Source organism: Desulfococcus sp. (genome assembly GCF_050178255.1).
GTDB classification, from domain to species: Bacteria; Desulfobacterota; Desulfobacteria; order Desulfobacterales; family Desulfococcaceae; genus Desulfococcus; species Desulfococcus multivorans.
The window spans coordinates 1-16,058 of sequence record NZ_JBFXGG010000067.1 but is presented as its reverse complement, the minus strand read 5'-3'; the positions used below and the strand labels follow the sequence as shown (position 1 = coordinate 16,058).

The window sequence follows — 16,058 nt, the reverse complement described above, 5'->3', positions numbered from 1 at the left end:
TGGTGACGGGGTTCTTTTATCTGGTCTGGCCCCGATGGACCCTCTCCCTTTTTCAAACCCCGCAGCTTGCGCCGGCGGCATCGGCCCGCATGACCGAGATGGGCGTCATTCTGCTCCGGTTCGTGGCTTTCTATATTTTTTTTGACGCCCAGTACATGATCCGTACCGGGGCCCTCAAGGGGGCCGGCGATACGCGATTCATCATGTGGGCCAATGGTGTGCTGTCAATCGTGGTCATGATCCTGCCCATCTATATCGGGATTTTCTTTCTGGACATGGGGATCTATTTCGCCTGGAGCTGCGTCGTGTGTTTTATCGTCTCCCTGTTTACGGCCGCTTTCATCCGCTTCCGTCGGGGCAGATGGCTTGCCATGCGCGTCATCGAGCCTGCCGAAGCCCGCAAATGATCTTTACTCGACTTTCGAATTCCACAGGCCGGTGCCGGGAGGATAAGGCCCGCGTCCCGCGCGGTTTCGTTCAGGTGGCGCTAAAGCTTGCTCCGGGCGGCCCGCGATCGTCCTTTCAGGCGGATCCGCCGATAAAAAGCTTGCCTGCTATTGCCTTAAAACCGTCAATCTGCTATAAGTAAATAACACAACTTATCTTTCGACGTTCGCAACGTTGACCGGAAGCGGGCTCAAAACTGAAGGGGCATACAAACGCCCCCTTTCAGCTTTAAGGCCAACCCCCTGATAAAACTGCGTGATGGGTGTGAATCCTCCCCCGAAGGTCCCGGCATTGGCACGTCGAAAGGTGGATATGTACAAGTGTATACCGAGCCGTCGGAAAGATACTATTAAGTGATTGATAATATATTTTTTTATTGTATTCCGTCAATGCTGCGAACACGATGACGCTCCCGCTGCAGTCGCCGGTTCATGGGCGCTGTTACACGTCTCTCCCCGTGATTCTGTTCCGAGCTTTCAGTGTCTTTTCAAGATGCATTCAAATCAGGATGCATCCAGATTTTTATGAGCGGGTGGCTGCATGCTGTTCAGAGCGGCTGAAAATACGCACGGCCGGCGCTGGATTCCGAATCTGATCTCCGATGACGGCGGTTGGTCGGCATGCCGGGAAGATAGCGCCGTAAACCGGCTTGACATATAATCGAAGGCAACCCACAGAAACATGCGGAAAGAGGAATTTATGATCGACATCATCGAGTTCAAGGTAGGGGACAAATATGAAAACATGAAAGGACCGTACGAGGTCATCGCCATTGACGGAGATTCGATGGTCATCCGCTGGGAGACCGGTGAAGAGGTCACGACGGACATCGACCTGCAGCAACGGATTCAGGAACGGCTCGATCTGGAGAAGCGCCTGAAGGCGGCCGCCCAGAAGAAGAAAGCCGCCAAGCCCCAGAAGACCAGGACCGCCTCATCCCGCTACGGCAACAAGTTCAACGGGTTTGAAGAGGGGGATTTCAAAAAGAACATCACCGCCACCACCTGGCGGAGCCGGAACTGCCTGGGCGGGGCCGTTACGGAAAAATTGCCCTCGGAAAAGTTTTCGTTCAACTCATGGGCCGTTTACCGGAAGCCCGTCATCCACTGGGCGGATGTCACTCACAAGGCGGAAGAGAATGACATTCTCCAGGCCAAGTTCTTTGCCGAGGTCGACGAAAAACGGCTTTGTTATGGTCTTTACCTCGAATATCCCCGAGAAGGCAATGATCCGGCAACCTTCATTTCATGGCTCAAGGACTCGGACAACGAGGAATGGATGTGCCGAACGGCCGCCGAGAACGATATCGTCATCTATGATCTCGAGGAGAAGGGTTTCAAGGGCGTGATCGAGGCCCACGAAGGCAAATGGCGGATTCGGCTTCACGACGGCAGCAAGGAGATCGATTCCCTTCACGCCTTTCTCGAAGACCTGCCCGAGGATCGCGGCCTGGACCTCAATATCGTCAGGATCGAGGAGAAATCGACCGTTCTGGAAAAACAGACGGCCATCGCCGCCGAAATCTCCAGCCTCTTCAAGACGCTCATGCCCCTGTACGAGGCGGTGACCCCCGATATTTCCTGATATTCCACGGCCCATTCACCAGCGTCACCGCCCTGAACATGCCGGTCTCTGAATGCCGCAACGTTCTCTGCGGACCGTGACGAAGCCGTCGCGGTCCGGGGGTGTGGCGCCGCGGGCCTGTCTTTGGCGAACTGTTCAAGGTGCGTGGAAGCGAACGGCTGTCAATGGGGCAATGACGCCTCTTTTTCGAGGGTTGCGTTGGTCAGGGTTCGAATCACGTCTTCCTTGCCGACGATCCCCACCAGGCGCCCTTTCTCCACCACTGGAAGGGTGTGAAAATTTCTGTCCACCATCAGGGCTGCGACACTGTTCAACCCCGTGTCGGGCGTGACGGTGACCGGGTTGGGCGTCATGGCGTGGGCCACGGTGACGGCCACCGCCTTTTGAATCTCCTTCTCCAGTTGTTTCATGGAGGTCAGGGGAATGAATCCGTCCAGGAAGGTGAAAAAGGAGGGGAGGGGCAGCTTTTTCTGCTGAACGATCAGATCGCTTTGGCAGAGGATGCCCACTACTTTTCCCTTGTCGTCGACCACCGGGAGGCCGTTGATGTGATTTTCCAGAAGCAGCCGGGTTGCCTCCACGATCTCCGTTTCCGGTGTCACGGTGATCACCTCTGTCGTCATGATGTCTTTTACGCTCAGCATAGCCTCACCTCTCAGATAGGACTTTTGGGATCATTCCGGGTTCAATAGAACTATAGGGAGCGGTGCCGGGAACGTCAAGCGGTAAACGCATCCGAACCGCCGTCCTCTGGAGCGTGTCCCGGAGGATGACGGCCGCCTCAGAGTTCCGTCCGGACGCCGCCGGCGAAAAAATCCCCGAAATCGGCATCGTTGGTGGTGACCAGCACCTGGCGCCGGGAGGCCGCCTCTGTCAGAAGATAGGCCAGGGTCTGCTTGCGTTTGAGGTCGAGGCCGTCGGCCGGATCGTCGAGCATGAAGAAGCCGAGGTGGCCCAGGGCGTCGCCGATGGCGAGCTTGAGCATCAGGTACAGGAAGATCCGTTCGCTCTTGCTCATCTGGTTGAGCTTGTACCGGTATCCCCTGGCCTGGATCAGGGGCAGCAGCTCCCGGTCGCTGATCTCGATGTCGAACCGATCCAGGAAAGAGAAATGGCGCGACCAGTCGCCGACGCTTTTCCGGATTTTTTCGAGGAGACGGCTTCCCAGGCTCTGGAGTGCCTCTTCCACCGCCCTGGCGGCAACGGTGCAGAGCAGCACCTGCCGATCGGCCCGGGCAATGTGCACGCGATGCTCATCAGCGCGTTTCAAATCATCCGCGTAACGTGTCAGGGTGACGCGATGTCGGATGATCTGCTCCTGGAGCTGAAGCCGCCGACTGTCCACCGCCGTCTCGGGGTCGTACGGGGCCGGGGCTTCACGGATGCCGTCTTCCGGGCGCTCAAGCCGGTCCAGATCCCGGGCCAACGCCGTCACCTGCCCGGTCACCTCGTCAATGCGTTGTTGAATATCATTTATTTTCTGTATCTTGCCGTCGATTTCCAGGAGTCGTTCCCGATGACGGGTCGAATCCCTTGCGAGGCGCTCCATATTCTTCAGGCGCGCCTCGATGCGGCTTTTTTCGTCCTCGGCACGGGACAACTGGCATTCGATTTTCCGGACGAGACTTGCGGCCTGGTCCGGAGAGACCGCCTGATCGCAAATCGGACAGGCCGCCCGGGCTTCCAACGTTGCGAGGTGTTTCAGGCGCAGTTTCAGGTTGTCGGTTTTCTGGATGAGGCCGCCGATGCGGCGTTGCAGGGCTTCCGCATCGGCCAGGGCTGTCTCGGCTTCCTGCAGACGGGATTCGAGGTCACGTTTTTCCGTCGCCAGGGCCTTGGCTGATGGAAGTTTTTCCGCAAGGGATTTGAGCGTCTCCAGGGTTTTGGACTCAGTCTGGTGTCGGCGGACGAGAAGCTGGTAAATCGCCGGATCCGGGACACCTGCGCCTCGGTCGGTTCGGCGAATCTGCTCCAGTTCCGTAAGGGCTTTTTCGGACTCGGCCAGCTGTCGACGGGTGAGTTCGAGGTGGAGCGGGTCGACGCTTTTCCTGGGGGCGGCGTTTTCGATGGCCTTTTTAACCTCCCGCGCCCTGCCGAGAGCCTTTTTGAACCGCGTGCGAAGCACAAGGCCGTCATCCATGCCGATGAAGCTCTGGAGCAGGGTCTGGTTGTATTTCGGCATATCCTGGAGAAAATAGATCAGCTCGCTCTCCCGGAAAAACGAGCTGACGGACGCGGTTTCCGGTCGGACGCCAATGACGGCGTCGAGGACCTCGGGTGCGTGGACAGGGACGGTTTCCCAGGCCGCTTCAGGGGCTGGGCGGCGATAGAGCTTCGGTAAGGCGTCCGTTGTCCGCTGCAGCTTGTAGGCGATGCCCCCTTTCTCGAAGCGGAGGGTAACCGTTCCGGCGGCTTCGCCCTTGCGGCAGAGATCGGCGACCTTGAGGCGGTGGTTGAGGTGCGCCCCGTAGAGCGCGAAATAGACCGCATACACCAGGGTGGATTTTCCCGTCCGGTTTTCGCCGAAGATCACGGTGAGCTCGGAGAACCGAATGGTTTTCCGAACGAAACAGCCGATATTCTCCAGGGTGATCTCGTCGAGCCGGATTCTGTCCGGACGGTCCGGAGTCATGTTCAGGTATCCTCGCCGGAAAGCTTTCGATAGATGTGTTCCTCGGTCATGAAGGGGTTGGCGAGAGCCTGCCGGAACACTGCAAGGATTCTTTCCGTCTCCGCCGTCGTCAGCCCGTGTTCCGCGGCCAGCGTCTCCAGGCGTGCGGTGAAGAGATCCGACAAAAGTTCGGTGGTCGAGGTCATCATCTCGATATCGACCTCGATGGTATCAGAACGAGGCGATTTGGGCACTTCATCGCCGCCGGCCTAAGCCTTCAGGCCCTTGTGGATCACGGCGACGCCGTTGGTCAGCTTCCAGTAGGCGACATTGGAGAATCCGACGGCGGCAAGCTGTTTGGCCAATGCATCGGGGTCCGGAAACATTCGGATCGATTCGGGAAGATAGGTGTAGGCCTGCCGGGAGCCGGTCAATCGTTCGCCCAGCCACGGCATGACGTGGAAGGAATACCGGTCGTACATCCATTGGAATAGGGGTGCGGTGGGCCGGGAAAACTCGAGGCAGACCGTCCGTCCGCCCGGCTTGAGGACACGGTGCATTTCCCGAAAGCCGGCCATCATGTCGGTCAGGTTGCGAATGCCGAACCCCACTATCGCCGCATCGAAGACATTGTCCCGGAGCGCCATCCGTTCGGCATCCCCCTGAAGGAAACGGATGCGACGGCGCAGGTGGGGATGGGTTCCCTTTTTCCTGCCGGCATTCATCATTTCCCGGTTGATGTCGTACAGGACGACCTTCCCCCCGGCGCCGACCCGCCTGAGGGCCGATACGGCCAGATCTCCGGTGCCGCCGCAGACGTCCAGCACGGCGTCCCCCGGTTTCAGATCGAGGAGCGAGACGGCCCGGCGTTTCCAGAGATAATGGATGCCGAAGCTGAGGAGGGTGTTCATCAGGTCGTACCTGGCGGCGACCGTGTCGAACTGGCGGCGGACCCACCGGGTCTTCTCTTCCCGGGAGATCCTGCGATATCCAATATGGGTGGTCTCTTCTGATTTCAACGCTTCTGTCATGATGCCGGTCTTTCCGATCGTCCGCTGTTTTCGCCGCGCTTCATTCAATCCCATTGAGAAACATTCCTCAAATTTCGACTCTCATAGGCCGGTGCCGGGAGGATACGGTCCGCGCCCCACACGGTTTCGTTCAAGTGCCGCTGAAGGGGCGCGGACCGTATCCTCCCGGCACCTCTTTTCGCTCACTATCATGAAAGTCGAAAGTTGGGACATTAAAGTTGGGGCATTATAGAACAGAAACCGACCCGGTGCAAATCTTCTTCCACGGCCGGGACCTGCCCCTCTGCCGCCCCGAGGGGATGACTGCCGTGCGTTAACGCCTTGACCCGGCTGCAAATCATTCTTGACACTTCACAAGAGCTTTTGTTATCTCTTGAATCCTATTGTCGGCGCGGGTTTTTACCGCCGTGACAAGTCCGCCGACCCGAAGCGTCAAATCAGCACAGCTTAGAAGACAGACATGAATCGCCGGGAGCTTGCCGTTCAAGGCCCGGCATCGACACCGGACGAGGGAAACGAATCCCGGAACCGAAACCTGACATTGGATATGGGATGCCTCAGGCAGGCCTATCCGCATTTGCCCAATGGGTGGGGAGCGCTTTTCATGGATCGCCGAACTTTCCTGAAGATTGCCGGTATCGGCAGCCTTTCCGTTGCCGCCGGCTGCACCGGCAACCCCGAAAAAAATCTTTACACCCTGGTCCGTGCCCCGGACGATATGGTCACCGGGAAGCCCGCCTGGTATGCTTCCACGTGCCGGGAATGTCCCGCCGGATGCGGTCTTATCGCCAAAAATCGCGAGGGCCGGGTGATCAAGGTCGAGGGAAACCCGTTTCATCCCGTCAACCGGGGAAAGCTTTGCATGCGGGGCCAGGCGGCCCTCCAGGGGGTCTACAACCCCGACAGAATCAGAACGCCGCTGATCAAGACCGACGGCCGGTGGCGGCCCCTCACCCGGGAGGCGGCCACGGCCGTGGTCCGGGAGCGGCTTTCCGAAGCGGCGACGGCCGGCGACGGCAATGTTTTTCTCCTGTCCGAAGTCGTGGGAGAGACCACGCTTGACGCCATGAACCAGTTTATGGGCGCCGTGAAGTCCGGCCCGCCGGTGTTGTTCGAGGCCTTTGCCTACGAATCCCTGAAAGCGGCCAATGCCTTGACCTTCGGCATCAAAGGCCTGTGCCGTTATCACATCGACGCGGCGGACGTTCTTGTCGGCTTCGGAGCGGACTTCCTGGAGACCTGGCTTTCTCCGGTGGAATACGCCCGAAAATTCAAAACCATGCATGGGTATCGCGACGGTGGAAAGGGGCTGTTCATTCATGTGGGGCCGTACCAGTCCCTGACGGCGGTCAATGCGGACCAATGGTTGTCCATCCGGTGCGGTACGGAAGCCTTTGTCGCGCTGACCTGCATTCGGGAAGCGCTGGCCGCGGGAAAAGGCCGCGACCTGCCGGCGAATATCCGCGATGCCCTTGAAAAGGTGTCGCGACCCCACACGGCGGCATCCACCTGCCGGATCGCGGGCATGGATCCGTCGGCCTGCCGCATGCTGATCGACCGGCTGCTGGCGGCCAGGCGGCCTCTGGTCCTGGGGCAGGGCGCGGGAGCCGGCGCCCGGGAGGGCCTCGCCGCCAATGTCGCCGTCAATCTTCTCAATCTCGTGCTCGATCCGACGCTGTCGCGGTTCGATTTCACCTGTCGGCATCGCGTGGAAATCGCTTCGGAACGTGCGGACGTCCACCAGCTGTTCAAAACGATCGGCGCACGGGACAATGCCGTTCTGATGCTCAACAACGTCAACCCCGTCTTTGCCCTGCCCGAATCATTGGGGCTCCGGGAACTCCTGGGGCGGCCGTCGCAGTTTACGGTCAGCTTCAGCAATTTCATGGACGATACCACCGCCCTGGCCGATCTCATCCTGCCGGTGCGGCTTCCGCTGGAGCGGTGGGGTGAATACGCGGGGCGGCACGGCATCGTCTCGACCCTGCAACCGGCCATGGGGAAGCTTACGGACTTTTCAGCCCTGACAGACCTTCTGGCGGGATTTGCCGGCGACGAAACCCCGGCTGACAGCCGGGCCCGGCGCATGACCCGCGATCGGCTCGAGGCGGCGGGACGGATCGCCGACGATCGGGAATGGCTCGAGACGGTTCAGCGGGGAGGAATTTTCGACGCGGCCGCCGAGGCCTCGCCATATACGTGGAAGTTCTCGTTCGACAGCGTCAAATTGCTGGCCGGCCTGGATCCCGAACCCGGGACGGCGGCCGGGAAATTCACCTTCATCGCCGCCCCCTCCCTTCGGTTCTTCGACGGGCGCGGGGGCAACAAGCCCTGGCTGGCCGAGTATCCCGATCCCATCACCAAGGTCGCCTGGCAGGCGCCGGTCTGGATTCACCCCGACACCATGGCCCGGGAAGGCCTCAAATCCGGAGACTGCCTGGAGATCCAATCCCCATGGGGCCGTTTGAGCGCCCCGGCCTATCCCTGCTTCGGCCTCGATCCGGGCGTTCTCGTGATGACGACGGGGCAGGGGCACGAGGCTTTCGGCCGATATGCCCGAGGCAACGGCGGCAATCCTTTCCGGCTCCTCCCGGATACGGTCGATCCGGTCTCCGGCGGTCCGACATTGGTGGTGCAGGGTGTGGACATGCTTCCCGAGGGCAGGCGAATGGTGCTCGCCAATACCGACGGCAGCAAGTTTCAGCACGGCCGCAAGATCGCCCTCACCGTGGGCATGGCCGAACTCGGCGGAAAGGCGCATCCCGGCAGCCATACCGTGGGCTTCGGTATGAACGAATTCCCTATGACCCTGCCGCTTCCCGATGGATACGATCCCCACCGGGACGTGTATCCGCCCCACGAGCACCGGGATGACTATCGCTGGGGGATGGTGGTCGATTTGGATCGCTGCATCGGCTGCGGGGCCTGCGCCGTGGCCTGCTACGCCGAGAACAACATCGGCGTGGTCGGGGAAGAGCGGATTATCGAAGGGCGGGAGATGTCGTGGCTCCGCATCGAGCGGTATCACGATCCCGACCGGATGGAAAAGATGATTTTCCTGCCGATGATGTGCCAGCATTGCGACAATGCGCCCTGCGAATCGGTCTGTCCGGTCTATGCCCCCCACCACGGCCACGAAGGGCTCAACAACCAGATCTACAACCGGTGCATCGGGACCCGGTACTGCTCCCAGAACTGTCCCTACAAGGTCCGAAGATTCAACTGGTATGAATGGGATCGGCCCAATCCGCTGCCCCTGCAGCTCAATCCCGACGTGACGGTCCGCATGCGGGGGGTGATGGAGAAATGCTCCTTCTGTGTTCAGCGAATCAAGGATGCCCACGGCCGGGCCAGGGATGAGAACCGCCGGATCCGGGATGGAGAAATGGTGCCGGCCTGCGTTCAGACCTGTCCCACCGACGCGCTGGTTTTCGGAAATCTCGCGGACAGGGAAAGCCGGGTCCGAAAGATGACCGACGACCCGAGGGCCTATCAGGTCATGGGATATCTGAATACGAAACCCGCTGTTATTTATCTCAAAAAAGTCGTCCAGGAGATCTGATTCCTATGTCGAACCTCACTCCGGCCAAAGTCGATTCCATCGTTCTGAATACGCTGAGCCCGCCCCCCCGGTCCTACTGGGGCATAGCGGCGCTGCTGTTCATGGGCGCACTCATGGGACTGGGTTGCTGGATCTACCAGATCTACGTGGGCATCGGTGTCGGCGGGCAGAACAATCCTGTCGCATGGGGGACATACCTCATCAACTTCGTCTTCTGGGTGGGCATCGCCCATTCCGGGACCCTGATTTCGGCCATTCTGTTCCTTTTCCGGGCCGGATGGCGGAATCCCATCGCCCGGGCCGCGGAAACCATGACGGTGTTCGCCGTATGCACCGCGGGCCTCTTCCCCCTCATTCACCTGGGACGCGTCTGGCTGGTCTACTACATGCTGCCCTATCCCAACCAGCGGAACCTCTGGCCCAACTTCACCTCGCCGCTGATGTTCGATATCGTCGCCATCAGCACCTACCTGACGGTGAGCGCCCTGTTCTGGTATACGGGCATGATTCCGGATCTGGCGACCATCCGGGATCGTGCGGAAGGGCTTCGGAAAAAGATCTATACGGTCCTCTCCTTCGGCTGGACGGGAAAATTCGAGCAATGGCGCCACTACGCCCGGGGGTATCTTTTCTTCGCGGCCCTGGCGACCCCCCTGGTCATCTCGGTCCACAGCGTCGTGTCGTGGGATTTCGGCCTGGGCATCGTTCCCGGCTGGCACAGCACCATCTTCGCCCCCTATTTCGTGGCGGGGGCCATCCATTCGGGTCTCGCCATGGTGCTCACCCTGATGATCCCCCTTCGCCGGATCTTCCATTATGAAGCGCTCATCACCGTGGACGTCCTCGAAAACGTGGCCAAGACCATCATCCTCACCGGGTTTATCGTGACCTACGCCTATGTCTTCGAGATTTTCATTGCCTGGTACAGCTTCAATCCGGTGGAGCAGGAAGCCTTTCGATGGCGGATCTTCGGGGATTACGGCCTGGAATTCTGGATCATGACCACCTGCAACTGCGTGGCGCCCCTCTTCTTCTTTTTCAGGAAGGTCCGTACCAGCCTGAAATGGCTCATGACGATCTCCATCCTGGTGAACGTCGGTATGTGGTATGAACGTTTCGTGATCATCGTCGGCGGCCCGGCCCACGACTTCATCCCCCACGCCTGGGGCCTCTACAGCCCGTCCTTCATCGAATTGGGGATCATGTTCGGGACCTTCTGCATGTTTTTTCTGCTTTTCATTCTTTTTGTGAAACATATGCCCTCCGTCTCCATGACGGAGATGAAAGAGGCCCTCAAACCAGGAGACGCCGATGTCCACTAACCGATACGTGATGGGTCTGTTCAAGGAGGAAAGCAGCGTGGCGGCGGCGATCGACGCGCTCAGGTCGTCGCCGTGGGAACTCTGTCGGGTTCACGGTCCCTATCCGAGCCATTCGATTCTTCACGCCCTCAGGTTCAAAAAGAGCCGGGTCGGCTACTTCACCCTCGCCGGAGGGATCTTCGGCTTTTTCTTCGGGTATGCACTCTCCATCTACTCGTCGGTGCAGTGGAACCTGATCGTGAGCGGCAAGCCGGTGGTTTCGTTGATTCCGTTTTTTGTCGTGGGCTATGAGATGACCATTCTCTTCGGCATTCTGGGGACTGTCCTGGGCATCCTGATTTACGCCCGGATTCCCGAATTCAAAAGCCTGAAAGGCATCTACGATCCCCGGTGCTCGGGTGATCGTTTCGGTGTCGTCGCCGGATGCGAGGCCGGGAAGGAAGAGGCGCTTTCGGCTTTTCTGGCGGACCTGGGGGCGGAGATCCGCCGTTTCGACGTGTCGGCGGGCAACGATCGAACCGCGGAAGCGCTTCGGACCTGAGACGGAAAAGGATTCCCGGATTGAACACCAACACTTGGCATGCAGTCGAATGCAGAGGAGCGGTATGACGCGACAACAAACGCATCTGTCGAAACGGCCTTTTGCGGCCATCCTGACCATTCTCGTTTGCGCGGGCTTTGGCAGTTTCCTGATTCTCCTGGGATTCAGGGAAGATGCCAGGGCATGGCAGGTTTATCTGGTCAATGTGCTTTTCTGTTCCGCCATCGCCCAGGGTGCTTTGCTGTTCTCCATGATCATGCACGTCACCAAGGCCCGGTGGAGCGGGGCGCTTCAGAATCTGTCGGAGGCCTTTGCGGCTTTTTTTCCGATATCCTTCGTTCTGTTTTTCCTCCTTTATTTCGGCAGGGCCCATCTCTTCCCCTGGCTGGGACAGGATCTGCACGGCAAGGAGGTCTGGCTGAACGTGCCGTTTCTCATGACCCGAAACCTGGTGGGCCTGATGGTGCTCTATGGCCTGGGCATCGCCTACGTCTACCATGCCTTCAGGTGCAAAACCATCCCTCTGGGCGGGGCGGGCGGGCTTCGATCCTTGTTGGGTCGTATTCCGGTCCGGCCGGTGGATCCGTCCGTCTGCCGGGATCGCATGACGACCCTGGCCGTCCTTTACATGATCGCCTATGCACTGGTGTTGTCGCTGATTTCCGTCGACTGGGTCATGAGCATGGATCCGCATTTCATTTCCACCCTGTTCGGCGGCTATTTTTTCATCAAGGCCTTTTACATCGGGATGGGCGGACTGATCATTCTGGCTTCGATCCTCTATCTCGTCCATGGAGAGGAGACCCGGATCGATGTCGCTCATTTTCACGACATCGGTAAACTGTTCTTCGCATTTTGCGTCATGTGGGCCTATTTCCTGTACGCCCAGGTCCTGGTGATCTGGTACGGCAACATTCCCGAGGAGACCCACTACCTTATCGAACGCTTCAAATATCAGTCATGGAAACTGGCGTTCATCATCGCCTTCACGGCCGCCTTCATGATCCCGTTTTTTACGTTGCTCAACCGGAACGTCAAGATGAAGCCCGCTGTCATGCTGATTCTCACTTCTCTGGCGCTTACCGGCATCTGGTTCGAAAACCTCGTCATGGTGGGGCCGCCGTTGCGGTTCGATACCCAATCCCTGCCGCTCCGGATTTTCGATGTCCTGATCAGCCTGGGATTTCTGAGCCTGCTGTCCGGTGCGGTGGCGTACCTTCTGAGGCTGTTTCCCGAACTGTTCCTGAATAACGGAGAAAAGATAACGAGATGAAATGGATTGAATCGATACGGAAGATGTTGAGCGCGCTCCGGGAGAATCGGATGCCGATCCTCTGGATCGGGTGTCTCGCGCTCCTCTCGGGAGGCTTCCTCTTTCTGTTCTATGCCTCTCCCGCCACCAACATCGGGCCGGAACAGCCGATCCCCTTCAGCCATCGACTGCATGCCGGGGTCAAGGCCATCGACTGCAAATTCTGCCATCCCTACGTGGCCAGATCCCGCCACCCCGGTCTTCCGCCCGTGGAGAAATGCCTCTACTGCCATTCCTACATCATTGCCGGCCATCCTCAGATTATGAAGGAACACCAGTACTTCGATACGAATACCCCGACACCCTGGGTCAAGGCCAACTTCCTGCCGGAGCACGTCCTCTTCAACCATGAGCGGCACATCAAGCGGGATTTCGCGTGTGCCGAATGCCACGGTGCGGTGGAGACGATGGATCGTATCAAGGGGGAACGGTTCAGAATGGGCTTCTGCATCCAGTGCCATCAACAAAACCAAGGACCCCTGGACTGCTGGCTGGCATGTCACAGCTGACGGAATGGAGAAGATCGCAATGATTCCGGTTTCCAAGATTCTGCCCGAGAAAAATCAGACGTCCCTCCTGTTCATCATGACATCCGCATTCTGGATGGCGGTGGCCACCTTTATCGGTCTGCTGGCCGCAACGGAGCTCATTGCGCCGGATCTTACACGGGGCATGGGATGGCTCGTTTTCGGCCGGCTCAGACCCATGCACGTCAATCTGGTTCTCTTCGGGTTCGTTACTCCGGGGCTTCTCGGTGCGGCCTTCTACTACCTTCCCCGGCTTCTCAAGACCGAGCTCTTCAGCGAACGGCTCGGCATGCTGACGGCGGGTCTGTGGAACCTGATGGTGGCGGCGGGCGCCCTCACCCTGTCGGCGGGCTTCAGCCAGGGGCGTGAGTACGCGGAATTCATCTGGCCGGTGGACATGCTGATCGTGACCGCCATGGGCCTGGTGCTTTACAATTTTGTGATGACCGTCAAAAACCGGGAGGAAAAAACCTTGTATGTCTCGGTTTGGTACGCCAATGCGGCGATCGTCCTGACGGGCCTGACCTTTGCGTTGGGCAACGTGATCTGGCGCCCCACCTCCGGGGCGCTCACCGGCATCCCCGACGCCATCATTCTGTGGTTTTACGGTCACAACATCTTCGGGCTCCTTTTGACGCCGCTGGCGGCGGGGGTCGCCTATTACGTCATTCCCAGAGCCTGCCGAAACCCGCTATACAGTCACACCCTCTCTCTTCTGGGGTTCTGGTCGCTGATCATCGTCTACACCCATGTGGGAACCCATCATCTGCTCCAGGTGCCCGTACCCACCTGGCTCAAGGTCATCGGCATCGTCGACAGCGTCGGCATGGTCATTCCCGTCATGGCCTTTCTGATCAACATCTGGTACACGGCCAAGGGCCGTTTGGGGGAGGTGCATGCGGACGTTTCGGCCAAGTTCGTGTTTACCGGCACCATCATGTATTTTTTCGTGAGCATTCAAGGGTCCATGATGGCCCTTCCCGATGTCCAGCGGATCACGCATTTCAACAACTGGGTGGTGGGGCATGCGCACATCGGCGTATTGGGATTCGCAGGGATGATCGCCCTGGGGGGCATTTACTATGTGCTGCCCAAGGTTCTCGACAGACCGCTCTACAGTCGTTTCCTTGCCGATCTGCAGTACTGGCTGGTGCTGATCGGCGTGACCGGATTCACGGTGGTCCTCACGATCGTGGGGCTGATCCAGGGCACGGCATGGCTGAACGGAGAGACGGTCTACCGGGTGCTGCCGGAGCTTCACGTGTATTATGTCATCCGGGCCTCCCTTGGCGTGATGATATTCACCGGCGCGCTGATCGGTCTGTATAACGTCCTGAGAACCCTGTTTTTCAACACCGGAGAAGCTGCATCATGAAGATGACCCCAAGAGTCGTTCTCATCGGTTCCGTCGCGATACTGACGACCATCGTTCTGATCATGATCGTCACCCCTTACTTCACGGTGGACCGCACGCCTTCCGAGATCTTCCGATCCCGTTCGGAGATCGAGGCCGCCGGTCGGGAGCTGTACATCGCCAACGGGTGCGTCTACTGCCACAGCCAGTCGATCCGCACCATCGACTGGGGGCACGGCGCCGAGCGGATCGCCCAGGCAGGGGACTATGTGGGCGATCATCCGATCCTGCTCGGCTCGCAGCGTACCGGGCCCGATCTTTCCCAGGAGGGCGGGGAACATCCCGACGACTGGCACCTGGCCCATTTCATGAACCCCCGTTTCACGCGGCCGCTTTCCATTATGCCCGCATTCGATTATCTGGGTCGGAAGAACATCGATCTGCTGATCACCTACAAGCAGAGTCTGGGGTTCAAGGAGGCGGACGATCGGATGACGCGTCAGCGGGAATGGAAGGAAAAACTGATCTCCGCCTACGAGTCCGGTCCGGTGGAAAACGTGGCGTTCCTTCATGCCCAGGTCCCCGAAGGGTGGCGCAACATCCCCAATCCCTATCCGACGAGTGCCGCCGGTTTGGCCCGCGGACACAAGATCTACCAGGACTTCTGCATCGGCTGTCATGGCCCGGTGGGGGACGGGATGGGACCGGCACAGCCCTTCCTCTATCCGCCGCCGCTTAATTTCACCCTGCTCAAAGATCGTGGGGTCACCGGCGGTATCCTCTACTACCAGATCATGAACGGGATTGCAGGTTCGGCCATGCCCTACTTCAAAAAAGAACTGGAATCCGAGAAGATCTGGGATGTGGGTAATTTCGTTGCGGTCTATTTTATCAACCAGAGCGATGCCAACACACCGCCCAGAGGCATCGACGCCGCCTACGAACCCATTGTGCCGTAAGGAGGACTCGTGTATTATCCATACTTTATCAGCTACATCGTCCTGGGCTTCCTGATCACCATTCCCGTCTTCCTGTGGGCGGTTGGCAGCGGACAGTTCCGGGACCAGGATCGTGCACGGTTTCTGCCTCTGGAAGATGACGGAGACGCTGCCCCCGTCCACCTGTCCAGGGCAAGCCGATACGAAGTCGGGGTGCTGATTTTTCTCGTTGTCACCGGGTTGATTACGAGCGGAAGCGTCGTTGTCTTTGCCCTGACGGTCGCGGGGCGGTAGAGGAGGTCTCATGCGTTTCTATGAACTCTTGAATTTTCAGCACGTCATGCTCTATCTGTTTCCGGCGCTGATCTTTATTCTGGTGTTCGGGCTTTTTCTGGGATTCACGCATTTTCGCGGGAAAGATTCGGAACGGCGAAAAACGGCGATCATCGAACGCTTTCCGGGAGGCATCGAGGGCCGGGATGCACCGTTTCCCCTGGCGATGACGCTGACCATCGCCGGCACCCTGATATGGGGATTTCTGTATATCTGGTTTACCGGAATACTGGGGGTAAAGATCTGAATGGAACAACATTACGAGACATCGGAATTTCGATCATGGGTGATCATTACGCTGATTCTGGCCTTCATATTGACGAAAGGCGTCTTCGCTTTCGTGATGGTGGGGGACCGGGGACAGCCGGACTGGGCGTATCGGGCCGTCAGAGACGTGCCCGGAGAGTCTCCCTATGCCGTTTACGAGAAACTGCCGAATCCCCAGCATGTCCGGGGAAGCGAGGGGGAATAGGGGATGCGCCGGATTATTTTAGCC

The 16,058-nt window shown here is 58.8% G+C and carries 16 protein-coding genes; 12 read left to right on the top strand and 4 right to left on the bottom strand.

The features are described 5' to 3' along the window. Both AB7S84_RS12215 and AB7S84_RS12210 read left to right on the top strand, forming a co-directional pair. A partial coding sequence (locus AB7S84_RS12215; RefSeq protein ID WP_428154715.1) for an MATE family efflux transporter occupies nucleotides 1–407 on the top strand: 407 nt, incomplete at its 5' end. A 739-nt stretch (nucleotides 408–1,146) separates the two neighbouring features. Further along, the gene (locus AB7S84_RS12210) at nucleotides 1,147–2,031 is read left to right on the top strand and encodes a hypothetical protein (RefSeq protein WP_020878406.1); all 885 of its coding nucleotides are present in this window, start codon (nucleotides 1,147–1,149) and stop codon (nucleotides 2,029–2,031) included. Nucleotides 2,032–2,192: 161 nt separating this feature from the next. Here AB7S84_RS12210 and AB7S84_RS12205 read toward each other — a convergent pair whose 3' ends face one another. The 4 genes from AB7S84_RS12205 to ubiE form a co-directional block, all read right to left on the bottom strand. Continuing rightward, nucleotides 2,193–2,675 carry a CBS domain-containing protein gene (locus tag AB7S84_RS12205; RefSeq protein ID WP_020878405.1) on the bottom strand — a complete coding sequence of 161 codons (483 nt, stop codon included), beginning with the start codon at nucleotides 2,673–2,675 and terminating at the stop codon, nucleotides 2,193–2,195. 137 nt (nucleotides 2,676–2,812) lie between these two features. Further along, the gene (locus tag AB7S84_RS12200) at nucleotides 2,813–4,663 is read right to left on the bottom strand and encodes an AAA family ATPase (RefSeq protein WP_428154712.1); all 1,851 of its coding nucleotides are present in this window, start codon (nucleotides 4,661–4,663) and stop codon (nucleotides 2,813–2,815) included. 2 nt (nucleotides 4,664–4,665) lie between these two features. Further along, nucleotides 4,666–4,896, bottom strand: a complete 231-nt coding sequence (locus AB7S84_RS12195; RefSeq protein ID WP_040416727.1) for a hypothetical protein — start codon at nucleotides 4,894–4,896, stop codon at nucleotides 4,666–4,668. 15 nt (nucleotides 4,897–4,911) lie between these two features. After that, on the bottom strand, nucleotides 4,912–5,727 hold the full coding sequence (ubiE, locus tag AB7S84_RS12190; RefSeq protein WP_020878402.1) for a bifunctional demethylmenaquinone methyltransferase/2-methoxy-6-polyprenyl-1,4-benzoquinol methylase UbiE: 816 nt from the start codon (nucleotides 5,725–5,727) through the stop codon (nucleotides 4,912–4,914). A gap of 406 nt (nucleotides 5,728–6,133) precedes the next feature. Here ubiE and AB7S84_RS12185 point away from each other — a divergent pair, with 406 nt between their 5' ends. The 10 genes from AB7S84_RS12185 to AB7S84_RS12140 all read left to right on the top strand — a co-directional run bounded on the left by AB7S84_RS12185 (nucleotide 6,134) and on the right by AB7S84_RS12140 (nucleotide 16,034). Continuing rightward, nucleotides 6,134–9,235, top strand: coding sequence for a 4Fe-4S dicluster domain-containing protein (locus tag AB7S84_RS12185; RefSeq protein ID WP_020876050.1), 3,102 nt, complete (start codon nucleotides 6,134–6,136; stop codon nucleotides 9,233–9,235). 5 nt (nucleotides 9,236–9,240) lie between these two features. Beyond that, a complete protein-coding gene (gene nrfD, locus AB7S84_RS12180; RefSeq protein ID WP_020876049.1) occupies nucleotides 9,241–10,557 on the top strand; it encodes an NrfD/PsrC family molybdoenzyme membrane anchor subunit in 1,317 nt (438 codons plus the stop codon). Beyond that, nucleotides 10,547–11,098, top strand: coding sequence for a DUF3341 domain-containing protein (locus tag AB7S84_RS12175; RefSeq protein WP_020876048.1), 552 nt, complete (start codon nucleotides 10,547–10,549; stop codon nucleotides 11,096–11,098). The genes nrfD and AB7S84_RS12175 overlap by 11 nt, the downstream gene beginning before the upstream one ends. 64 nt (nucleotides 11,099–11,162) lie before the next feature. Then, on the top strand, nucleotides 11,163–12,371 hold the full coding sequence (locus AB7S84_RS12170; protein ID WP_020876047.1) for a hypothetical protein: 1,209 nt from the start codon (nucleotides 11,163–11,165) through the stop codon (nucleotides 12,369–12,371). Continuing rightward, nucleotides 12,368–12,919: a cytochrome c3 family protein gene (locus tag AB7S84_RS12165; protein ID WP_020876046.1), complete on the top strand. Its 552-nt coding sequence runs from the start codon at nucleotides 12,368–12,370 to the stop codon at nucleotides 12,917–12,919. The genes AB7S84_RS12170 and AB7S84_RS12165 overlap by 4 nt, the downstream gene beginning before the upstream one ends. Nucleotides 12,920–12,938: 19 nt before the next feature. Continuing rightward, nucleotides 12,939–14,312: a cbb3-type cytochrome c oxidase subunit I gene (locus AB7S84_RS12160; RefSeq protein WP_020876045.1), complete on the top strand. Its 1,374-nt coding sequence runs from the start codon at nucleotides 12,939–12,941 to the stop codon at nucleotides 14,310–14,312. After that, nucleotides 14,309–15,250: a cbb3-type cytochrome c oxidase subunit II gene (locus tag AB7S84_RS12155; RefSeq protein WP_020876044.1), complete on the top strand. Its 942-nt coding sequence runs from the start codon at nucleotides 14,309–14,311 to the stop codon at nucleotides 15,248–15,250. Before AB7S84_RS12160 ends, AB7S84_RS12155 begins: the two co-directional genes overlap by 4 nt. A 9-nt stretch (nucleotides 15,251–15,259) precedes the next feature. Further along, nucleotides 15,260–15,523, top strand: a complete 264-nt coding sequence (locus AB7S84_RS12150; RefSeq protein WP_020876043.1) for a cbb3-type cytochrome oxidase assembly protein — start codon at nucleotides 15,260–15,262, stop codon at nucleotides 15,521–15,523. A gap of 10 nt (nucleotides 15,524–15,533) precedes the next feature. Next, on the top strand, nucleotides 15,534–15,809 hold the full coding sequence (locus tag AB7S84_RS12145) for a hypothetical protein (protein WP_020876042.1): 276 nt from the start codon (nucleotides 15,534–15,536) through the stop codon (nucleotides 15,807–15,809). Next, the gene (locus AB7S84_RS12140) at nucleotides 15,810–16,034 is read left to right on the top strand and encodes a hypothetical protein (protein WP_020876041.1); all 225 of its coding nucleotides are present in this window, start codon (nucleotides 15,810–15,812) and stop codon (nucleotides 16,032–16,034) included. It begins immediately after the preceding gene. Nucleotides 16,035–16,058 lie beyond the last annotated feature (24 nt).